At 62.6% G+C, this 19,855-nt stretch carries 18 protein-coding genes; 12 read left to right on the plus strand and 6 right to left on the minus strand.

The genetic code is table 11. The annotated features are described in order from the left end of the window. Positions 1-10: 10 nt before the first annotated feature. The 12 genes from BMY91_RS09690 to BMY91_RS09745 all read left to right on the plus strand — a co-directional run bounded on the left by BMY91_RS09690 (position 11) and on the right by BMY91_RS09745 (position 11,507). Entirely contained in the window at positions 11-727 is a 717-nt protein-coding gene (locus tag BMY91_RS09690; protein ID WP_090821306.1) for an HAD hydrolase-like protein, read from the plus strand. Next, a complete protein-coding gene (locus BMY91_RS09695) occupies positions 714-1,382 on the plus strand; it encodes a lysophospholipid acyltransferase family protein (protein WP_090821308.1) in 669 nt (222 codons plus the stop codon). Before BMY91_RS09690 ends, BMY91_RS09695 begins: the two co-directional genes overlap by 14 nt. Positions 1,383-1,445: 63 nt before the next feature. Beyond that, positions 1,446-3,461, plus strand: a complete 2,016-nt coding sequence (gene uvrC, locus BMY91_RS09700) for an excinuclease ABC subunit UvrC (RefSeq protein ID WP_090821310.1) — start codon at positions 1,446-1,448, stop codon at positions 3,459-3,461. A gap of 52 nt (positions 3,462-3,513) precedes the next feature. Beyond that, positions 3,514-4,437: an RNase adapter RapZ gene (gene rapZ / locus BMY91_RS09705; protein WP_090821312.1), complete on the plus strand. Its 924-nt coding sequence runs from the start codon at positions 3,514-3,516 to the stop codon at positions 4,435-4,437. After that, positions 4,437-5,453 carry a gluconeogenesis factor YvcK family protein gene (yvcK, locus tag BMY91_RS09710; RefSeq protein ID WP_090821314.1) on the plus strand — a complete coding sequence of 339 codons (1,017 nt, stop codon included), beginning with the start codon at positions 4,437-4,439 and terminating at the stop codon, positions 5,451-5,453. The genes rapZ and yvcK overlap by 1 nt, the downstream gene beginning before the upstream one ends. Positions 5,454-5,462: 9 nt before the next feature. Further along, on the plus strand, positions 5,463-6,443 hold the full coding sequence (gene whiA, locus BMY91_RS09715) for a DNA-binding protein WhiA (RefSeq protein ID WP_018777554.1): 981 nt from the start codon (positions 5,463-5,465) through the stop codon (positions 6,441-6,443). 174 nt (positions 6,444-6,617) lie between these two features. After that, positions 6,618-7,241, plus strand: a complete 624-nt coding sequence (locus BMY91_RS09720) for a superoxide dismutase (protein WP_090821316.1) — start codon at positions 6,618-6,620, stop codon at positions 7,239-7,241. Between the two features lie 272 nt (positions 7,242-7,513). Next, entirely contained in the window at positions 7,514-8,524 is a 1,011-nt protein-coding gene (gene gap, locus BMY91_RS09725; RefSeq protein WP_089595055.1) for a type I glyceraldehyde-3-phosphate dehydrogenase, read from the plus strand. A gap of 9 nt (positions 8,525-8,533) precedes the next feature. Beyond that, positions 8,534-9,760, plus strand: coding sequence for a phosphoglycerate kinase (gene pgk / locus BMY91_RS09730; protein WP_090821318.1), 1,227 nt, complete (start codon positions 8,534-8,536; stop codon positions 9,758-9,760). A gap of 75 nt (positions 9,761-9,835) precedes the next feature. Then, complete coding sequence (tpiA, locus tag BMY91_RS09735; RefSeq protein WP_090821320.1) at positions 9,836-10,651, plus strand: triose-phosphate isomerase; 816 nt, start codon at positions 9,836-9,838, stop codon at positions 10,649-10,651. A 36-nt stretch (positions 10,652-10,687) separates the two neighbouring features. Beyond that, positions 10,688-10,945 carry a preprotein translocase subunit SecG gene (gene secG, locus BMY91_RS09740; RefSeq protein ID WP_024821019.1) on the plus strand — a complete coding sequence of 86 codons (258 nt, stop codon included), beginning with the start codon at positions 10,688-10,690 and terminating at the stop codon, positions 10,943-10,945. A gap of 166 nt (positions 10,946-11,111) precedes the next feature. Continuing rightward, a complete protein-coding gene (locus BMY91_RS09745; RefSeq protein WP_090821322.1) occupies positions 11,112-11,507 on the plus strand; it encodes an RNA polymerase-binding protein RbpA in 396 nt (131 codons plus the stop codon). Here BMY91_RS09745 and pgl read toward each other — a convergent pair. From pgl to tkt, 6 genes are read right to left on the minus strand one after another with little or no spacing between them, the layout of a single operon-like run. Next, the gene (pgl, locus tag BMY91_RS09750) at positions 11,460-12,278 is read right to left on the minus strand and encodes a 6-phosphogluconolactonase (protein ID WP_090821324.1); all 819 of its coding nucleotides are present in this window, start codon (positions 12,276-12,278) and stop codon (positions 11,460-11,462) included. The genes BMY91_RS09745 and pgl overlap by 48 nt on opposite strands. Further along, positions 12,268-13,209, minus strand: coding sequence for a glucose-6-phosphate dehydrogenase assembly protein OpcA (locus tag BMY91_RS09755; RefSeq protein WP_090821326.1), 942 nt, complete (start codon positions 13,207-13,209; stop codon positions 12,268-12,270). Before BMY91_RS09755 ends, pgl begins: the two co-directional genes overlap by 11 nt. Then, positions 13,206-14,762, minus strand: coding sequence for a glucose-6-phosphate dehydrogenase (gene zwf / locus BMY91_RS09760; RefSeq protein WP_090821328.1), 1,557 nt, complete (start codon positions 14,760-14,762; stop codon positions 13,206-13,208). The genes BMY91_RS09755 and zwf overlap by 4 nt, the downstream gene beginning before the upstream one ends. Positions 14,763-14,777: 15 nt before the next feature. Continuing rightward, the gene (locus tag BMY91_RS09765; RefSeq protein WP_090821329.1) at positions 14,778-16,409 is read right to left on the minus strand and encodes a glucose-6-phosphate isomerase; all 1,632 of its coding nucleotides are present in this window, start codon (positions 16,407-16,409) and stop codon (positions 14,778-14,780) included. Positions 16,410-16,415: 6 nt separating this feature from the next. Then, positions 16,416-17,534 (minus strand): transaldolase, encoded by a 1,119-nt coding sequence (gene tal / locus BMY91_RS09770; RefSeq protein WP_090821331.1) that lies wholly within the window; start codon positions 17,532-17,534, stop codon positions 16,416-16,418. 32 nt (positions 17,535-17,566) lie between these two features. Then, complete coding sequence (gene tkt, locus BMY91_RS09775; protein WP_256212679.1) at positions 17,567-19,693, minus strand: transketolase; 2,127 nt, start codon at positions 19,691-19,693, stop codon at positions 17,567-17,569. Positions 19,694-19,855: the final 162 nt, after the last annotated feature.

The following is a 19,855-nucleotide window of genomic DNA, read 5'->3' on the forward strand; positions in this document are numbered from 1 at the left end:
AACTAACCCGGTGACTCAAACAACGGTGCCCGTAATATTCGATCTGGACGGCACCCTTGTCGATCCAGCAGGCGGTATCACGGGAGGCATTTCCGCGGCTCTCCGGGAAATGGATCTCCCGGTCCCGGAACAATCCGTCCTGAATTCCATGGTGGGTCCCAAGCTCAGTGATTCGCTGCTGCATTTGGCGAACGTCCCCAGCGAATTGGTGGATGAAACCATTGAGCGGTATCGGCGCCATTACAAGGAAACGGGTATCGGCCAAAGCACGTTGTATCCGGGAATCTACGAGCTCCTGGAATTCTTTGCTGAATCCGGCCGGCCTGTGGCAGTTGCTACCCAGAAGCCCCAGTCCATAGCGCGCCTGGTCCTGGAGCACCATGGGATCGCCGATTTCTTTGTCTCCATCCGTGGAGCGGCTGATGACGAATCCCTGGGGGCCAATACGGCGTCGGGGAAAGTAGAGATCGTGGGTGCTGCACTCGCAGACCTCCATTCCCAACCGGCCGTGATGGTGGGGGACCGGCACCAGGACGTCGCGGGCGCCATGGCGAACGGGCTGGACTGCATCGGCGTCACCTGGGGGTTCGCGCCGGATGGTGAACTCGAAGAAGCCGGAGCAGTCGCCGTTGTGTCAACCACAGATGAGCTGCGCACCAAAATTGAAGAACTTGACGCTGTCCGCACGGCAGCCCTGAGCGAGGTACAAAACGATGGCAGTCTTTGATGCGATCCGATGGACTACCCGAGGCCTGATCTCCTCCACATGCCGTCCCACCGTCATTGGCCTGGAGAATGTCCCCAAGGACGGGCCTTTCATTGTTGCCCCCAACCACCTGTCCTTTTTGGACAGCGTGATTGTTCAGGCATTGATGCCCCGCCCGGTGGCTTTCTTCGCCAAGGCCGAGTACTTCACCACCAAGGGCGTCAAGGGCGCCGTGATGAAGTCCTTCTTTGAGGCAGTGGGCTCCATTCCTGTCGAGCGTGGGGAGCAGGCAGCCAGTGTGCAGGCGCTCAAGACCCTGCTGGACATCCTCGATGCGGGCAAGGGCATCGGTATCTACCCTGAGGGCACCCGCTCACGGGACGGGATCCTCTACCGTGGACGCACCGGCGTGGGGTGGCTTGCCCTGACCACTGGTGCGCCCGTGATCCCCGTGGGACTGATCGGCACCGAGAAGCTGCAGCCAGCGGACAAGAATGCCGTACGCCCCCAGCACTTCACCATGAAGGTCGGCGAGCCGCTTTACTTTGATAAGACCGGGCCGGATCATTCATTGCCCGCGCGCCGTGAGGTCACAGACAAGATCATGGACGCCATTGCAGTGCTCAGTGGTCAGGAACGGTCCAGCAGCTACAACCAGAGCAAGTCGGTGGACTAGGCGTTCAGCGTCGTCTGCAGTGGTGTGGCGTTGGGTGTCTGTCCGGTTCACTAGACTGGGAACGTGGCAGATCCAGCAAGTTACCGGCCCCAAACGGGTGAAATTCCCACCACCCCGGGCGTCTATCGTTTCCGCGACCCCCATGGCCGGGTCATCTATGTGGGCAAGGCAAAAAACCTTCGCTCCAGGCTGAACTCATACTTCGCCAACCCGGCTGGGCTGCTTCCCAAGACGCACGCAATGGTCCACGCAGCCAGCAGTGTCGAGTGGACCATGGTGGGCAGCGAGCTGGAATCGCTGCAGTTGGAATACACGTGGATCAAGGAATTCAAACCGCGATTCAATGTTGTGTTTCGCGACGACAAGACGTACCCCTACCTCGCTGTCACCATGGCGGAGAAATTTCCCCGCGTTCAGGTCATGCGCGGCGAACGCAGGAAGGGCACGCGGTACTTCGGCCCGTACACAGCTGGCGCCATCCGCGAGACGATGGATACCCTGCTGCGGGTTTTCCCGGTACGGAGTTGCAGTGCGGGCGTTTTCAAGCGCGCGGAATCCAGCGGACGGCCCTGCCTCCTGGGATACATCGACAAATGCTCGGCCCCTTGCGTTGGCCGTGTCACTCCGGATGAACACCGGGACCTTGCGGAGGATTTCTGTTCCTTCATGGGTGGCGAAGCCAAACGGTTCATCAGCCGGCTTGAAAAGGACATGGCGGCAGCGGTAGCCGATCTCGATTATGAACGCGCGGCCGGCCTCAGGGACGACATCATTGCTTTGCGGAAGGTCTTTGAACGCAACGCCGTGGTCCTCGCCGAGGACACCGATGCAGACGTCTTCGCCCTGCATGACGACGAACTGGAAGCCTCCGTGCAGGTCTTCCATGTACGCGGTGGCCGCGTCCGGGGCCAGCGTGGCTGGGTGGTGGAAAAGGTGGAGGACGCCACCACGCCGGAACTCATCGAACACTTGCTGCAACAGGTCTACGGTGAAGACAGCGAAGTCCAGGGCCGGATCCCACGGGAAGTCCTGGTACCGGAAAACCCGAGCAACCACGCCGAACTCAGCGAGTGGTTAGGGGGACTCCGCGGCGCCAAGGTGGATATCCGCGTACCGCAGCGCGGTGACAAGGCAGCACTCATGTCCACTGTCCGCGAAAACGCCGAGCAAGCCCTCAAACTGCACAAGACGCGCCGCGCCGGAGACATCACCGTCCGTTCCGTGGCACTCCAGGAGCTACAGGAAGCTTTGGAAATTCCGGTGCCGCTGCTTCGCATCGAATGCTTTGATATTTCCCACGTCCAAGGCACCAACGTGGTGGCATCCATGGTGGTGGTGGAAGACGGGCTCCCGAAGAAGTCCGATTACCGCAAGTTCTCCATTACGGGCCCGGCTGCGGCCGATGACACCGCGGCCATGCACGACGTCCTGACGCGTAGGTTCCGGCACTACCTCACAGACAAGGCCGCCCAGGTCCCCGTCGTCTCGGGCGAGATCGTCAATCCGACGCGAGCCGGGGCCCGGAGCGCGGGTGATGCGCCGACGTCGGACCCTTCCATGCCGGCACCCAAGGCGAAGTTCGCCTATCCGCCAAACCTGGTGGTGGTGGACGGTGGCCAACCGCAGGTCAATGCTGCTGCCCGCGCCCTGGCGGCGCTGGGAATCGACGACGTTTATGTCGTGGGCCTCGCCAAACGGCTGGAGGAGGTCTGGCTTCCCGACAGCGATTTCCCCGTCATTTTGCCCAGGACATCGCAAGGCCTGTATCTCCTGCAGCGGATTCGCGACGAAGCCCACCGCTTCGCCATCACGTTCCACCGGCAGAAGCGCGGAAAGGCCATGACGGTCTCGGCCTTGGACGGTGTACCGGGTTTGGGGGAAGCCAAGCGCAAGGCCCTGGTGGCGCACTTTGGTTCGCTGAAGAAGATCAAGGCAGCGTCTGTGGAAGAACTCACGTCCGCCAAGGGAATCGGGCCAGCGTTGGCCGCTGCCGTGGTCCAGCACCTCGGTACCACCGATGACGCTGGAGAAACGGTTCCCGCTGTCAATATGACCACCGGCGAAATCCTTGAATCTTAGCTAGGGTAAGAACTTGCTGTAATGACCATTCCGAACGAAACGGGGACACTTGATGGAAGAGGCAACGGCAGGGTCCGGCACGGAGCAGGACGGCCTCACGCCCGTCAAGCCACCGGAGGCGGAACTGCTGGTCGTGACCGGCATGTCGGGGGCAGGGCGCAGCACGGCCTCTGATGCACTGGAGGACCACGGCTGGTACGTCGTGGATAACCTCCCGCCGCAAATGCTGGGCACCCTGGCTGAAATCGTGTCGCATGCTCCGAAATCAATCCCCAAACTTGCCGTGGTGGTGGACGTCCGCAGCAAGGACCTCTTCACCGATATCCAGACGGCCCTGGGAGCCCTCAGCGCCAGCGGAATCACCTTCCGGGTGCTTTTCCTGGACGCCAACGACGACGTCCTGGTTCGCCGGTTCGAGCAGGGTCGCCGCCCACACCCGTTGCAGGGTGGGGGCAGGATCCTTGATGGCATTGGGATCGAGCGTGAGGTCCTGCGGGAGCTGCGCGAACACGCCGACGTCGTCCTGGACACCTCGGACTTCAACGTTCACGGCCTTGCCACGGCCATCACTGAACTGTTCAGCGACACCGGTCCTGTAACGCTCCGCCTCAACGTGATGAGCTTTGGGTTCAAATACGGACTACCGGTGGATGCCAACTTCGTGGCCGACGCCCGCTTCATTCCCAACCCGCACTGGGTCCCCAAACTACGGCCGCATACGGGGCTGGACGAAGACGTCAGTGACTACGTGCTCGGCGCCAACGGCGTGCACGAATTCGTGGACCGGTATGTCCGGGCTCTGGAGCCCGTACTGGACGGCTACCGCCAGGAAAACAAGCACTACGCAACACTGGCTGTTGGCTGCACTGGCGGAAAACACCGATCGGTGGCTGTCGCCGTCGAACTCTCCAAGCGCCTGGCGCAGTACCCGCGTGTCACCGTGACCACCACCCACCGAGACCTGGGACGCGAGTAGTGGGCGTCCTCACGGGACCGTTGCCGCTGATCCCGCCCAAGGGCGTCCCTGGCAGTCAGCAAGAGAAGAGCCCCTCGGTGGTTGCCCTGGGCGGCGGGCACGGGCTGGCAGCTTCGCTTTCTGCCCTGCGGCTGCTCACTTCGGAGCTGACGGCAATCGTCACAGTAGCGGACGACGGCGGTTCTTCCGGGCGTCTCAGGGACGAGTACGGCGTCCTCCCGCCAGGAGACCTGCGGATGGCGTTGAGTGCCCTGTGCGACGACACCGACTGGGGCCGGACCTGGCGTGATGTGATGCAGCACCGCTTCGACGCCGGGACGGCCAAAGGTGGATCCCTGGACCACCACGCCATGGGCAACTTGCTGATCGTTACGCTGTGGGAGCTCCTGGGCGACACCGTCGCCGGCCTGAAATGGGCCGGCGCGTTGTTGGGCGCACGGGGTCAGGTGCTGCCCATGTCCAGCGTTCCTCTCACCATCGAAGGTCAGGCGCACGTCGAGTTGCCTGGCGGCGGCCAGCAGTTGCAGACCGTCCGGGGGCAGGCAAAGTGCGCAGTGGCGGGGAAGCTGGAGGATGTCCGGCTCCTGCCCGAAGACGCCCCTGCCTGCACTGAAGCGTTGACAGCCATCGAATTGGCCGATTGGGTCATCCTGGGGCCCGGATCCTGGTACACGTCCGTGCTGCCACATTTACTTCTTCCCGAGCTGCGGCAAGCCCTGGGTGACACCGCTGCCAAGCGGTGCCTCACCATGAACCTTGATGTGGAAACCAAGGAAACCTCAGGCATGTCGGCGGCCGACCATCTGGATGTCCTGCGCCGCTACGCGCCTGAGTTCAGTGTGGACGTGGTCCTTGCCGATCCCGCTGCGATCCAGGATCTCAGGGCTTTCGAGAAGGCTGCGGGGATGATCGGTGCTGAAGTGGTGTTGGGTAGAGTAGGGGCGTCGAGGCGCCGCCCCGTCCATGATCCCCTGCTGCTGGCAGCGGCGTACCACGATATTTTCGGGAACAGTTAGGAACACGCGATGGCACTTACTGCGTCGGTCAAGGACGAACTGTCCCGGCTGGACATCAAGAAATCCTCAGTCCGCAAGGCTGAGGTTTCAGCAATGCTGCGCTTTGCGGGCGGCTTGCACATTATTTCGGGACGAATCGTCATTGAAGCCGAAGTCGATCTTGCCTCCACGGCACGTCGTCTTCGAGCAGCAATCGCAGAAGTCTACGGACACCAGAGCGAGATCATTGTGGTTTCCGGCGGTGGCTTGCGTCGGGGGAGCCGCTACGTAGTCCGGGTGGTGCGGGATGGCGAGGCCCTGGCCCGCCAGACGGGATTGCTGGACGGACGCGGGCGCCCTGTCCGGGGCTTGCCTTCGGTAGTGGTCAACGGTTCGGCAGCAGACGCAGAGGCAGTCTGGCGCGGGGCGTTCCTCGCCCACGGTTCCCTGACCGAGCCTGGACGTTCGTCCTCGCTCGAAGTCACCTGCCCCGGCCCTGAATCGGCCTTGGCGCTGGTGGGAGCTGCCCGTCGCCTCGGCATCCAGGCAAAGGCGCGCGAGGTCCGTGGTGTGGACCGCGTGGTCATCCGGGACGGTGACACCATCGCCGCCCTGTTGACGCGCATGGGCGCCCATGACGCTCTGATGGTCTGGGAGGAACGTCGCATGCGAAAGGAAGTCCGGGCCACCGCCAACAGGCTCGCAAACTTCGATGACGCCAATCTGCGCCGCTCAGCCCAAGCCGCGGTGGCAGCGGGGGCTAGGGTTGACCGGGCTTTGGAGATCCTGGGCGACGACGTACCGGACCACCTCAAATACGCAGGTGAGTTGCGCGTAGCCCACAAGCAGGCAAGCCTGGACGAGTTGGGCCGGCTTGCCGATCCACCCATGACCAAGGACGCCATCGCGGGCCGTATTCGCCGCCTGCTGGCAATGGCGGACAAACGGGCCTTGGATTTGGGCATCCCGGGCACCGAGGCAAATGTGACTCCGGAAATGATGGACGAGTAGTCCGCACCCATAGAATCGAAAAAGTGCGGAGGAAATACTCTGAGGCCACCGCGGGTTATTCCCGGTGGCGGCAAGAGCAGGTTTCTTCGCCAAGGATTTCCGGCTGGCCCGCTGGTCGGATGAAATAACGAGAGTTACCAAACCGGACTTCAGTCCATTACATTGGAGGATTTCGTGACAGAGTACGTTCTGCCCGAGCTCGGCTACGACTATGCAGCACTCGAGCCGCACATTTCGGCAAAGATCATGGAGCTGCACCACAGCAAGCACCATGCGGCCTACGTTGCCGGCGCCAACAACGCGCTCAAGCAGCTGGCCGAAGCTCGCGACCAGGGTGATTTCGCCAACATCAACCGCCTCTCCAAGGACCTTGCGTTCCACACCGGTGGTCACATCAACCACTCCGTCTTCTGGAACAACATTTCCCCGGATGGTGGCGACAAGCCCGAAGGCGAGCTCGCAGCTGCGATCGATGACGCTTTCGGTTCGTTCGATGCCTTCCGCGCCCAGTTCAGCGCAGCAGCGCTGGGCCTCCAGGGTTCCGGCTGGGCCTTCCTTGCCTACGAGCCCATCGGCGGCAACCTCCTCATCGAACAGCTCTACGATCAGCAGGGCAACGTTGCAGTCGGCACCACCCCTCTGCTGATGCTGGACATGTGGGAGCACGCCTTCTACCTGGACTACGTCAACGTCAAGGCTGACTACGTCAAGGCATTCTGGAACATCGCCAACTGGGCCGATGTCGCCAAGCGCTTTGAAGCCGCTCGCGCCAACGCCACGGGCCTCATCGTCCTCTAGGTGGTGAGCACCGGTTCACGCCGATGTAACAAAAGTCACTTTTTGCGTGAATTGGGGCCAAATGCTGGAAAGCCTGCCTCCGCAGTTGCGGGGGCAGGCTTAGTTAAACGTAAGATGGATCACGGAAGGCGGTTAGCCTTCAGCAACGTGGCTGGTCGCCCTCCGATCTGATAATCACCTCTGCCCAAAGACGTGCGGGGTCTGTTAGTTGGAAATATCTAAATCCGACTCACTAGGCGTGCTTGCAAGAGCACCAAGGAGATTGACACATAGTGACCACCCGTATTGGTATCAACGGCTTCGGCCGCATCGGCCGTAACTACTTCCGCGCAGCACTGGCCCAGGGCGCTGACCTGGAGATCGTCGCAGTCAACGACCTCACCAGCCCTGAGACCCTCGCCCACCTCCTGAAGTACGACTCCGTCGGTGGACGTCTCGCCCAGACCGTGGAAGTTGTCGATGGAAACCTGGTAGTCGACGGCAAGTCCATCAAGGTTCTCGCCGAGCGCGATCCCGCCAACCTTCCCTGGGGCGAACTGGGAGTGGACATCGTCATCGAATCCACCGGTTTCTTCACCAAGGCAGCAGCTGCCCAGAAGCACATTGACGCCGGCGCAAAGAAGGTGCTCATCTCGGCCCCTGCAAGTGACGAGGACATCACCATCGTCATGGGCGTCAACCACGAGCTCTACGACCCCGCAGCACACAACATCATCTCCAACGCTTCCTGCACCACCAACTGCCTCGGCCCGCTGGCCAAGGTGGTCAACGACGCCTTCGGCATCGAGCGTGGCCTCATGACGACGGTGCACGCCTACACTGCTGACCAGAACCTGCAGGACGGCCCGCATGGCGATCTCCGCCGCGCCCGCGCTGCAGCCATCAACATGGTCCCCACGTCCACCGGTGCCGCCAAGGCCATCGGCCTGGTCCTGCCGGAGCTCAAGGGCAAGCTGGACGGCTACGCCATCCGCGTCCCCGTCCCCACCGGCTCAGCTACCGACCTCACGGTCACGGTTTCCCGCGAAGTGACGGTTGAAGAAGTCAACGCGGCCGTCAAGGCTGCCGCTGAGTCCGAGCAATTCGCAGGCATCCTCAGCTACACCGATGCCCCCATCGTTTCCTCGGACATTGTGGGAGACCCTGCGTCCTCCATCTTTGACTCCGGCCTGACCAAGGTCATCGGCAACCAGGTCAAGGTTGTTTCCTGGTATGACAACGAGTGGGGTTACTCCAACCGCCTTGTAGACCTCACGGAGCTCGTCGCATCCAAGCTGGGCTAGGGTAGACACATGACATCTCACACCCTCAACGAACTCATCGCTGAAGGTGTCCGCGGGCGGTACATTCTGGTCAGAAGTGACCTGAATGTGCCGCTCGACGGCTCTACAGTGACCGATGACGGCCGCATTAAGGCCTCCCTCCCGGTCCTCAAGAAGCTCTCGGACGCCGGTGCCCGTGTGCTCGTTACCGCACACCTCGGACGCCCCAAGGGCGCTCCTGAAGACAAGTACTCCCTGAAGCCTGCTGCTGCGCGCCTTGCTGAATTGGCTGACTTCCCAGTGGAACTCGCCGCAGATACTGTCGGCGACTCCGCCAAGGAGCTCGCGGCCGGCCTGCAGGACGGTCAAGTACTCGTCCTGGAGAACGTGCGCTTCGATGCCCGCGAAACAAGCAAGGACGACGCCCAGCGTGGTGCCTTCGCTGACGAACTGGTAGCCCTTACGGGAAGCAACGGCGCGTTCGTGGATGATGCTTTCGGCGCGGTCCACCGTAAACACGCGAGTGTTTACGACGTCGCCACCCGGCTCCCGTCGTACTTGGGCGACCTTGTCCACACCGAGGTAGAAGTTCTCAGGAAGCTCACCACCGACACGCAGCGTCCGTATGTTGTGGTCCTTGGCGGTTCCAAGGTCTCCGACAAGCTGGCCGTGATTGACAACCTGCTGGGCAAAGCAGACACCATCCTGGTGGGTGGTGGCATGCTGTTCACTTTCCTGGCGGCAGCGGGTCACAAGGTAGCCGGCAGCCTCCTTGAGGAGGACCAGATCCCGGTTGTCCAGGATTATCTCAAGCGGGCCGCTGACGCCGGTACGTCCTTCGTCATCCCCACGGATGTTGTGGTGGCCAGCCGCTTCGCAGCGGATGCCGAACACGAGGTCGTCAAGGCTGACGCCATTGAAGAGAGTGCTTTCGGCGCTTCCGGCATTGGCCTTGATATCGGCCCGGAGTCCGCCTCGGCCTTCGCAGCACAGATCGAAGGGGCCAAGACCGTTTTCTGGAACGGACCTATGGGCGTCTTTGAATTCGAGGCCTTCGCAAGTGGCACACGTGCCATCGCCCAGGCCCTGACGGACACCGTGGCCTTCACGGTGGTGGGCGGTGGCGACTCTGCCGCTGCCGTCCGGACTCTCGGCTTCGAGGATTCGCAATTCGGCCACATCTCCACCGGTGGCGGCGCCAGCTTGGAATACCTTGAAGGCAAGGAACTTCCCGGCCTGAGCGTCCTGGACCGCTAAGCACCAAACCGGCCGGCAGGACGCAATGGCGTCCTGCCGGCCGTTCCATATCTCAACGCATTCTTTGGAGTTCATGTGACTACCTCTGCCAACGGCAACTTCGTCCGCAAGCCCTTCATCGCCGGCAACTGGAAGATGAACATGGATCACGTCCAGGGCATCACCTTGCTGCAGAAGCTCGCGTGGACCTTGTCCGACGCCAAGCACGATTACAAGCGGGTTGAGGTGGCCGTGTTCCCGCCGTTCACGGATCTCCGCGGCGTGCAGACGTTGGTGCAGGGCGATGACCTGGACGTTGTTTATGGCGGCCAGGACCTTTCCCAATTCGACTCCGGCGCCTACACCGGCGACATCTCAGGCCAGTTCCTCAACAAGCTGGGCTGCGCTTACGTCCTGGTGGGGCACAGTGAGCGCCGCACCATCCACAACGAGTCGGACGAGGTCTTGAACGCCAAGGTCAAGGCAGGCTTCCGTCATGGAGTAACTCCTGTGCTGTGCGTTGGCGAGGGCTTGGAAATACGCCAGGCCGGCACCCATGTGGACCACACGTTGGCGCAGTTGCGCGCAGGCGTCGAAGGACTCACCGCCGAGCAGGCCGCCGAACTCGTGGTCGCCTACGAACCCGTGTGGGCCATCGGTACCGGAGAGGTGGCAGGCCCGGAGGATGCACAGGAGATGTGCGCCGCCATCCGCGCCGAACTTGCGGATCTCTTTGATGAGGACTTCGCGTCGAAGACTCGCCTCCTCTACGGCGGCTCGGTCAAGGCCAACAATGCTGCGGCCATCATGTCTGAAACGGATGTTGATGGATTGCTTGTGGGTGGCGCCAGCTTGGACCCCGCTGAGTTTGCTAACATTGTCAGGTTCGAGAGCCACCTCGTCACGGACTAGTCCGGCTCCCGTTTTCCGCTTCTTCGAAAGGCCGTCGTGGACGTTCTTCAAGTCATTCTGCAGATCCTGCTGGGTATTACCAGCCTTCTGCTGACGCTGCTCATCCTCCTTCACAAGGGACGTGGAGGCGGCTTGTCCGACATGTTCGGTGGCGGAATGAGCTCCGGATTGAGTTCGTCCGGTGTGGCCGAGCGCAACCTCAACCGCTTCACCATCATTCTTGGAATTACGTGGGGTGCTGTGATCATCGGCTTGGGCCTGATCATGCGCTTTACATCGGGCGGCGACTCCTAGTCGCCCTAAAAAAGGGGAGGCTCCTTAACGGGAGTCTCCCCTTTTTTCTGGCCGACGGCTCCCCACACTAGTGCCGTCGTCGAGCCCCTCGCATTAGACTTGCACTGTTGGCTGAAAGGCCTACGGGCCGTGACGGCCGACCACCGAGTCGCTAGGGGTTCGAAAAATGGTTCATGGCACGCCTGGTTATCGAGGCACCCGTGTGGGTGTGGCCCAAGGTTCGGCTCCTCGACATCAAAGCGATCACGGCGAGGGCGAACAACTGCCGCGGATTCGAGTTCCCTACTGGTGCGCCAAGGGACACGAAACGCGGCTTGTTTTTCTCAAGTTGCCCGATGAACAGATTCCCAAAACCTGGGATTGCCCCAAGTGTGGACAGCCCGCCTCACGCGAGCCTGGCATTGCCTCTTCAGCCAGACCCGACGACGAAATCTTCAAATCACACCTGGATTACGTTAAAGAGCGACGCTCCAGCCAAGACGCAGAAGTTGTCCTGGCTGGAGCGTTGGAGCGGTTACGCGCCCGCGGGGTCCTTCCGGACCAACTGCTGGGGGACGCGTGAAGCTGCGTTCTCGTCGATAAGCCACAGGGTCCGCGCACGCCCGATCGGACCCGCTGCCGGGACCTGGACCGGGTTGGCGCCCGCCAACGCCAGGCCGACGGCCCCCGCCTTGTCTTCGCCGGCCACCACCATCCAGATTTCCTGGGCGGTATTGATGGCCGGCAGCGTCAGTGAAATACGCGACGACGGCGGCTTGGGAGAGTTTTCCACGCCCACCACAGTGCGCTCTTTCTCGCGAATGCCTGCCTGCTCGGGGAACAGTGAGGCAACGTGGGCGTCCGGGCCTACGCCGAGGAGAAGGATGTCGAATCGGGGGAGGATCCCCGCGTGATCAGCACGGTCATCAGAGGTGTCCGCAGCGTGCTCGGCTTGGGCCGCCGCCTTGAGTTCTTCAGCGTAGGCTTCAGCAGCTTCCTCGGCAGTGGCGAACTCGTCTGTTGAGCCGGGCTGGTGAACCCGGGCCGGGTCAACAGCCAAGTGGGACAACAAGGCCTGGTGGGCTTGGCGGGTGTTTCTGTCTTCGCTGTCAGAGGCAACAAAACGTTCGTCTCCCCACCAGAAGTTAACCTTTGACCAGTCGACCGCGGGAGCTGCGGCAGAATCAGCAACCGCCTTCAATGTACCAATGCCGACGGTTCCGCCGGTAAGCACCACCGTCGCCTCACCGTGCTTGTCCTGGACATCCACGAGCTTGGTGATGAGACGGGCCGCAATAGCGGCCATCAACACCTTGGAATCGGGGTGAATGCTTACTCTTGGCTCAGCGTGCACTGGTCTGGACTCTCCTCTGGCTGGTAAGTGGCAGTCCCATCGTAATCACTTCTCCGAAGACTTCGTCCGGATCGAGGCGCCGCAGTTCCTCCGCGAGGCAATCCTTGAGGCTTCGACGGGGAAGCGTGATACGCTGCGCCGGCTGACCGGGCTGTGTCAGCTCTGCTACCGACAAGCCGGGGCGGAACAGCTGCACATCGCCGCTGGCGCGGGTCAAGCGGACCCGGCGGATGCCGGTGCCGGCAGGGTCAGCCACGATCGTGACCGGGGCCTGCAGGGCCAGGCTCAGCCAGGCCGCCAGCAACAGTGTGCTGGGGGAGTCCGAGGCACCTTCAACGGCAACGGCCGACACTGGATCGCCGTCCACTTGGTCGAAGACAGCCGCGAGCTGCATGCGCCAGTTGGTCAGGCGGGTCCAGGCGAGGTCGGTATCTCCGGCCTTGTACGTTGCACGGATGTTTTCCAAGGCGCGCCGCGGATCCGGCTCGTTGGCGGAGTCTGTGATGCGACGGTGCGCGATGCGGCCGATGGAGGTTTCGCAAGCACTCTCCGGGGCGCCGTGCGGCCACCAAGCCACGATTGGTGCATCCGGCAGCAGCAGGGCCGCCACCAGGGATTCGCTTTCATGGGCCATGTGTCCGTGCCCGCGCAAGACGATAACCTCGGAGGCTCCGGCGTCGCCACCCACACGGATCTGCGCGTCGAGGCGGTCCGGACCTTCAACACCTGCGTCGGCAAGGACGATGATCCGGCAGGGGTGTTCCCTGCTGGCCTCGTTGGCTGCCTCGATGGCTTCTTCTTCCTGCCCGGACTTGGTGACAACCACCAAGGTCAGGACACGGCCCAGGGCGATCACACCTCCTTGTTCGCGCAGCGACATGATCTTCTTGGAGATCTTGGAGGTGGTTGTGTCGGGAAGATCTACGATCATGGCCTTCTCCAGGTTCGTCCGTCGCGGGCCAGCAGGGCATCAGCCGAGGCCGGTCCCCAACTGCCGGGTGCGTAAGGTTGCGGTTGTTCATCCAGCCCGGCCCAGTATTCCTCAAAGGGATCAAGGATCTTCCAGGACAGCTCCACTTCCTGGTGACGCGGGAAGAGCGGCGGTTCGCCCAGGAGCACATCGAGGATGAGGCGTTCGTAGGCCTCGGGGCTGGACTCGGTGAAGGAGTGGCCGTAGCCGAAGTCCATGGTGACGTCGCGGACTTCCATCTGCGTGCCCGGAACCTTTGACCCGAACCGGATCGTGGCGCCTTCATCGGGCTGGACACGGATCACCACGGCATTCTGACCGAAGTCGTCCTCACCGTGATCGCGGAACAACAGGTTCGGTGCGCGTTTGAACACCACGGCGATTTCCGTGACACGGCGGCCAAGGCGCTTGCCGGCGCGAAGGTAGAACGGCACCCCGTGCCAGCGGCGGGTATTAATGTCCACCCGGATCGCAGCGAAAGTCTCGGTCTTGGAATCTGCTGGGATGCCGTCCTCGTCCAGGTAGCCGAGGACTTCTTCGCCGCCCTGCCAGCCGCCGGTGAACTGACCCCGCGCTGAATGAGTGGAAAGGTCGTCAGGGAGCTTGACGGCAGCGAGGACCTTTTCCTTCTCTGCCCGCAGGTCATCGGCGTTGAAGGAGATGGGCTCTTCCATCGCGGTCAGGGCAAGCAACTGCAACAGGTGGTTCTGGATGACGTCGCGGGCAGCACCCACGCCGTCGTAATACCCTGCACGACCCCCGGTGCCGATGTCCTCCGCCATGGTGATCTGGACGTGGTCCACGTAATTAGCGTTCCAGAGCGGTTCGAACAGCTGGTTTGCGAAGCGCAGCGCCAGGATATTCTGCACTGTCTCCTTACCCAGATAATGGTCGATCCTGAACACGGCATCGGCCGGGAACACGGATTCCACGATGTCGTTGAGCTGTCGGGCGGACTCGAGGTCGTGCCCGAACGGCTTTTCGATCACCACACGACGCCACTGGCCCGGCTTGGCCTGCGCCAGGCCGTGCTTGGACAGTTGGCGGCAGACCTGCTCGAACGCCTTGGGCGGGATGGACAGGTAGAAGCCATGGTTGCCGCGGGTGCCGCGGGTCTCATCGAGCTCGTCGAGGACATCGCCGAGACGCTCGAAAGCGTCGTCGTCGTCGAACTCGCCTTGGACAAAGCGGATACCGGAAGCAAGCTGCTCCCACACGGCTTCATCGAACTTTGTGCGGGCATGGGCCTTGACGTTCTCTTTGACCTCGGCCGCGAAGTCGGCGTTGTCCCAATCGCGGCGTCCGAAGCCCACCAACGCGAAGCTGGGCGGGAGCAAGCCGCGGTTGGCGAGGTCGTAGACAGCAGGCATGAGTTTCTTACGGGCGAGGTCGCCGGTGACTCCGAAGAACACCAACGACGATGGCCCGGCGATGCGGTTCAGGCGCCGGTCCCGCGGATCCCGCAAAGGGTTCCGCAGACCGGCATTCTTCCTGCCGTTTTCAGTTTCTGGCATGTTTGGTTCTGTGCCTTAGCTTTCGAGTGCGCTGGCCTGGCCGGCCAGCGCAGCGACGACTTCCTGGAGTTGTGCCACGCCTGCTGCACGTTCGGTGAGGTGCAGGCGCAGGACTGGGCGGCCATGGCCCTCAAGGACCTGGGCGTCGCCCGAAGCCTGGGCGGCAATGAGCTGACCGAAAGTAAACGGTCGCTCCGGGATCTCCAGATCGGTGGACGATGCCGCAGTGATCTGAAGGAAGACGCCGATTGCCGGTCCGCCCTTGTGGAACTGGCCGGTGGAGTGAAGGAACCGCGGGCCCCAACCGAACGTCACCGGACGGCCGCTGACAGCTGCGAGTTCGTCACGGATGCCTTCCAGCGGTGCGTGCGAAATCCGGTCAAGGTAGGCCTGGACGCTCAAGTAGCCATCCGCGCCCAGCTGGCCCAGGAGGGCCTGCACAGCTTCCGAGGCAGTCGTCGCGGAGCCAAGCCAATCGCCGCCGCGTACTTCCACTGCGCCATCGGTGAAGGCCGCCGGGGTGGGTTCGGGGCGTGCGTCCAGCAGGCCGCGTGCAGCCACCTTCGCAGCCTCGACGTCGGGCTGGTCAAACGGGTTGATCCCCAACAGGCGACCTGCAACTGCCGTGGCAAATTCCCAAACGAACATCTGGGAAGGCAGCCCACCGGCGATTGCCACCTCGTTGTCCCGGAGTTCGACGTCGGCGTCCGCGCTTACCAGCCGAACCACCAGAACGTCGTCGGCCCCGTTAAGGGCTTCGGGGGAATCCGGGCCCGCGACGACCGGCAGCACACCAGTGCCGAGTTTGCCGGTGGATTCAGCGATCAGCTGCTCGGCCCAGTCGGCGAAACCGACAATGCCGGATCCGTCTTCCGCGATGACAATCTTGTTGCGCAACGGACTGGTACCACCCAGGGCAATGCCCAGGGCCAGCCCGATGTTGTCAGCTGAATCCTCGTTGAGGACCTCCGCCGCCTCTTCTGCCTCATCCAGGAAGGCCTGGATGTCCACGCCTGCCAGACCACAAGGGACCAGACCGAATGCAGTGAGTGCTGAGAATCGTCCACCGACGTTGGGATCGGCGTTGAACACGGCACGGTAGCCAGCCTCGCGGGAAGCCTTGTCCAGGGGCGAGCCCGGATCCGTAACAATGATGATGCGGCTCTTGGCATCGATACCGGCGTCGTTGAACGCCTTCTCGAAGACTCGTCGCTGGGAATCAGTCTCAACGGTGGAGCCCGACTTGGAAGAGACGACAATGGCCGTCTCTGCCAACCGGTCATTCAGGGCAGCGCTGACCTGTTCAGGGTCAGTGCTGTCCAGCACAGTCAGCTCGACGCCGGCGGTGCCGGCAATAACCTCAGGAGCCAAGGAAGACCCACCCATGCCACAAAGAACAATGCGGGTAACCCCCTCGGCGCGGAGGGCGTCACGAAGCTCCAGGATGTCCCCGACCAGAGCCTGGGACACGGTGGCGGCCTCTACCCAGCCAAGGCGGATCGCGGACTCAGACTCTGCATCAGGGCCCCACAAGGTGTGGTCCTTGGCGAAAATCCGGGTTGCGATCTTTTCTTCGACCAAACCGTCAATATGCTGGGCGATTGCCTGCTGGGCGGCACCGCTGGCGTCGTAGCTGATTGTGCTCATAGTTACTTAGGAAGCCTTCCGTGCGGTGACGAGTGCGCCTTCAACGTCGGCGAGGAGTTCCTTCCAAGAGCCCACAAACTTCTCAAGACCTTCGGTCTCGAGAAGGGTCACGACGTCGTTGTAGGAGACGCCGAGTGCTTCGAGGGCGTTGAGGGTCTCGTTCGCTTCGTCGTACGTGCCGGTGATGGTGTCACCGGTGACCACGCCGTGGTCGAACGTGGCGTCGAGCGTCTTTTCCGGCATCGTGTTCACTACGCCGGCTGCAACGAGCTCGGTCACGTAGAGGGTGTCCGGGTACGCCGGGTCCTTCACACCGGTTGAGGCCCACAGGGGGCGCTGGGGGAGCGCGCCGGCTTCGGCGAGCACTGCCCAGCGTTCGGTGGAGAAGAGCTCTTCGTAGACCTGGTAAGCCAGACGTGCGTTCGCAACGCCTGCCTTGCCCTTGAGTGCCTTGGCTTCATCGGTGCCGATGGCGTCAAGGCGCTTGTCGATCTCCGAGTCAACGCGGGAGACGAAGAATGACGCCACCGAGTGGATCTTGGAGAGGTCGTGGCCGTTCTCCTTGGCCTGCTCAAGGCCGGACTGGAAAGCGTTGATGACCGCGCGGTAGCGCTCCAAGGAGAAGATCAGCGTCACGTTGACGCTGATGCCCTCAGCCAGGGTAGCCGTGATGGCTTCGAGGCCTTCCAAGGTTGCCGGGATCTTGATGTGGACGTTGTCCTTGTTGACCTTGGCGTAAAGGTGCTTGGCCTCGGCGATGGTACCGGCGGTGTCCCAAGCAAGGCGGGGGTCCACCTCGATGGAGACACGGCCATCCACTCCATGGGTGGCAGCGGCGATCGGCGCGAAGAGATCGCAGGCGTCGGCCACGTCCGTGGTGGTGATTTCGAAGATGGTCTCTTCGACGCTGGCACCGGCCGCGGCCTGCGCTGCGATGGTGGCGTCATAATCCGTGCCGGCGGTGATGGCGGCGTGGAAGATGGACGGGTTGGTGGTTACACCAACGACGTTCTTTTCGTCGATGAGCTTCTGCAGGGTGCCGGAGTCAAGGCGGGTGCGGGAGAGGTCATCGAGCCAGATGGAAACGCCGGCGTCAGAAAGTTGCTGCGTGGGAGTGCTAGACATGTGTTTTTCTCCTGTGAGAGGGAAACAGACTGTTATGCGTTCGAGTCTGCGAGGGAGTCTTTGGCTGCGGCTGCGACGGCTTCGGCGGTGATGCCGAATTCGTTGAAGAGCCGCTTGTAGTCAGCCGAGGCGCCGAAGTGCTCCAGGGAGATGGAGCGGCCGGCGTCGCCGACGAATTCGCGCCAGCCGAGCGCCAGGCCTGCCTCAACAGAGACGCGGGCCTTCACCGCTGCCGGGAGCACGGATTCGCGGTAGGCCTCGTCCTGCTTGTTGAACCACTCAACGCAGGGCATGGAGACAACGCGTGCTGCGATGCCTTCAGCCTGGAGGGCTTCGCGGGCCTGGACTGCGAGCTGGACCTCGGAACCGGTGCCGATCAGGATGACCTGCGCGTCAACGGTTTCGCCGTCCTTGGAGGCTTCGGCCAGGACGTAGCCGCCCTTGGCCACACCTGCGGTGGAACCGAAGGTGTCACCGCTGGCTTCACCTTCGCCGCGGGCGTAGGTGGGGATGTTCTGGCGGGTCAGGACGATGCCTGCCGGGTTCTCGTGGTTCTCCAGCATCGCCTTCCAGGCAGCTGAGACCTCGTTGGCGTCGCCGGGGCGGACCACATCCAGGCCCGGAATAGCGCGCAGGGAGGCGAGCTGCTCCACCGGCTGGTGGGTGGGTCCGTCCTCGCCCAGGCCGATGGAGTCATGCGTCCATACGTAGAGGGACGGGACACCCATCAGCGCGCCGAGGCGGATGGCCGGGCGCTGGTAGTCGGAGAAGATCAGGAACGTGCCGGAGAACGCGCGGGTGCGGCCGTGGAGCGAGATGCCGTTCACGATGGATGCCGCGGCGTGCTCACGGATGCCGAAGTGCAGCACCCGACCGTACGGGTTGCCTTTCCAGGCATCCGTGGAATGCGACGTCGGGATGAACGACGGCGAACCTTCAATAGTGGTGTTGTTCGACTCGGCGAGGTCAGCCGAACCGCCCCACAGCTCGGGAAGAACCGGGCCGATCGCGTTCAGGACCTTACCGGAAGCTGCACGGGTGGAAACGTCCTTGCCGGCCTCGAACACGGGAAGCGCGGCGTCGATGCCCACGGGCAACTTCTTGGCTTCAACGCGCTCCAGCAGGGCTGCGGCGTCCGGGTTGGCGGACTGCCATGCCTCGAAAGAGGTCTGCCATGCTGCGCGGGACTCGGCGCCGCGGTCCAGGACCTTGCGGGCGTGGGCCAGGACTTCCTCGTCAACGTCGAAGGACTTGGCGGGATCGAAGCCGAGCACGGTCTTCAGTGCTGCGACTTCCTCGGCACCCAGTGCAGAGCCGTGGATCTTGCCGGTGTTCTGCTTCTTCGGAGCCGGGTAGCCGATGATGGTCCGCAGCGAGATGATGGACGGCTTGTTCGTCTCTGCCTTGGCTGCCTGCAGTGCGGAGTAGAGCTCCTGGACGTCTTCGACGTAGTCGCCGGTCTTGGTCCAGTCGACGCGCTGGGTGTGCCAGCCGTAGGCCTCGTAGCGCTTGAGGACGTCTTCGGTGAACGCGATGTCGGTGTCGTCTTCGATGGAGATGTGGTTCTCGTCGTAGATAACCACGAGGTTGCCCAGCTCCTGGTGCCCCGCGAGCGAGGAAGCCTCGGACGTGACGCCTTCCTGGAGGTCGCCGTCGGAAGCGATAACCCAGATGGTGTGGTCGAACGGCGACTCGCCAGCGGGAGCATCGGCGTCGAACAGGCCGCGCTGGCGACGCTGGGAGTACGCGAAACCAACTGCGGACGCCAGGCCCTGGCCCAGCGGGCCGGTGGTGATTTCCACACCGGCGGTGTGCTTGTACTCGGGGTGGCCCGGGGTCAATGAACCCCAAGTACGCAGCGCCTCAAGGTCCTTCAGTTCCAGGCCGTACCCGGAGAGGAACAGCTGGATGTACAGGGTCAGGGAGGTGTGGCCAGGGGACAGGATGAACCGGTCACGGCCAATCCAGTCCGGGTTCTTCGGGTCATGACGCATCAGCTTCTGGAACAGCAGGTACGCTGCCGGAGCCAAGCTCATCGCCGTACCAGGGTGGCCATTGCCGACCTTCTCCACGGCGTCAGCGGCCAACACGCGAACGGTGTCAACTGCCTTCTTGTCCAGATCGGTCCATGACAGTTCTTGCTCTTCCAAATGTGGCACGAAAACCGAGCCCCTCTCTGTGCTGACGGCAGGCGTACGGACACGGCACGCAGGAAGCACAGGATGGCGCCCGCTGCAATGTGTCTACCAGCCGTTCACCATTGAAACGTTGATCTCTCATCCAGACGCACGGATATCCGAGAATACGGTTTCCCGGATCGT

Origin of the sequence: Arthrobacter sp. yr096 (genome assembly GCF_900108925.1) — a bacterium.
Lineage (GTDB): Bacteria > Actinomycetota > Actinomycetes > Actinomycetales > Micrococcaceae > Arthrobacter.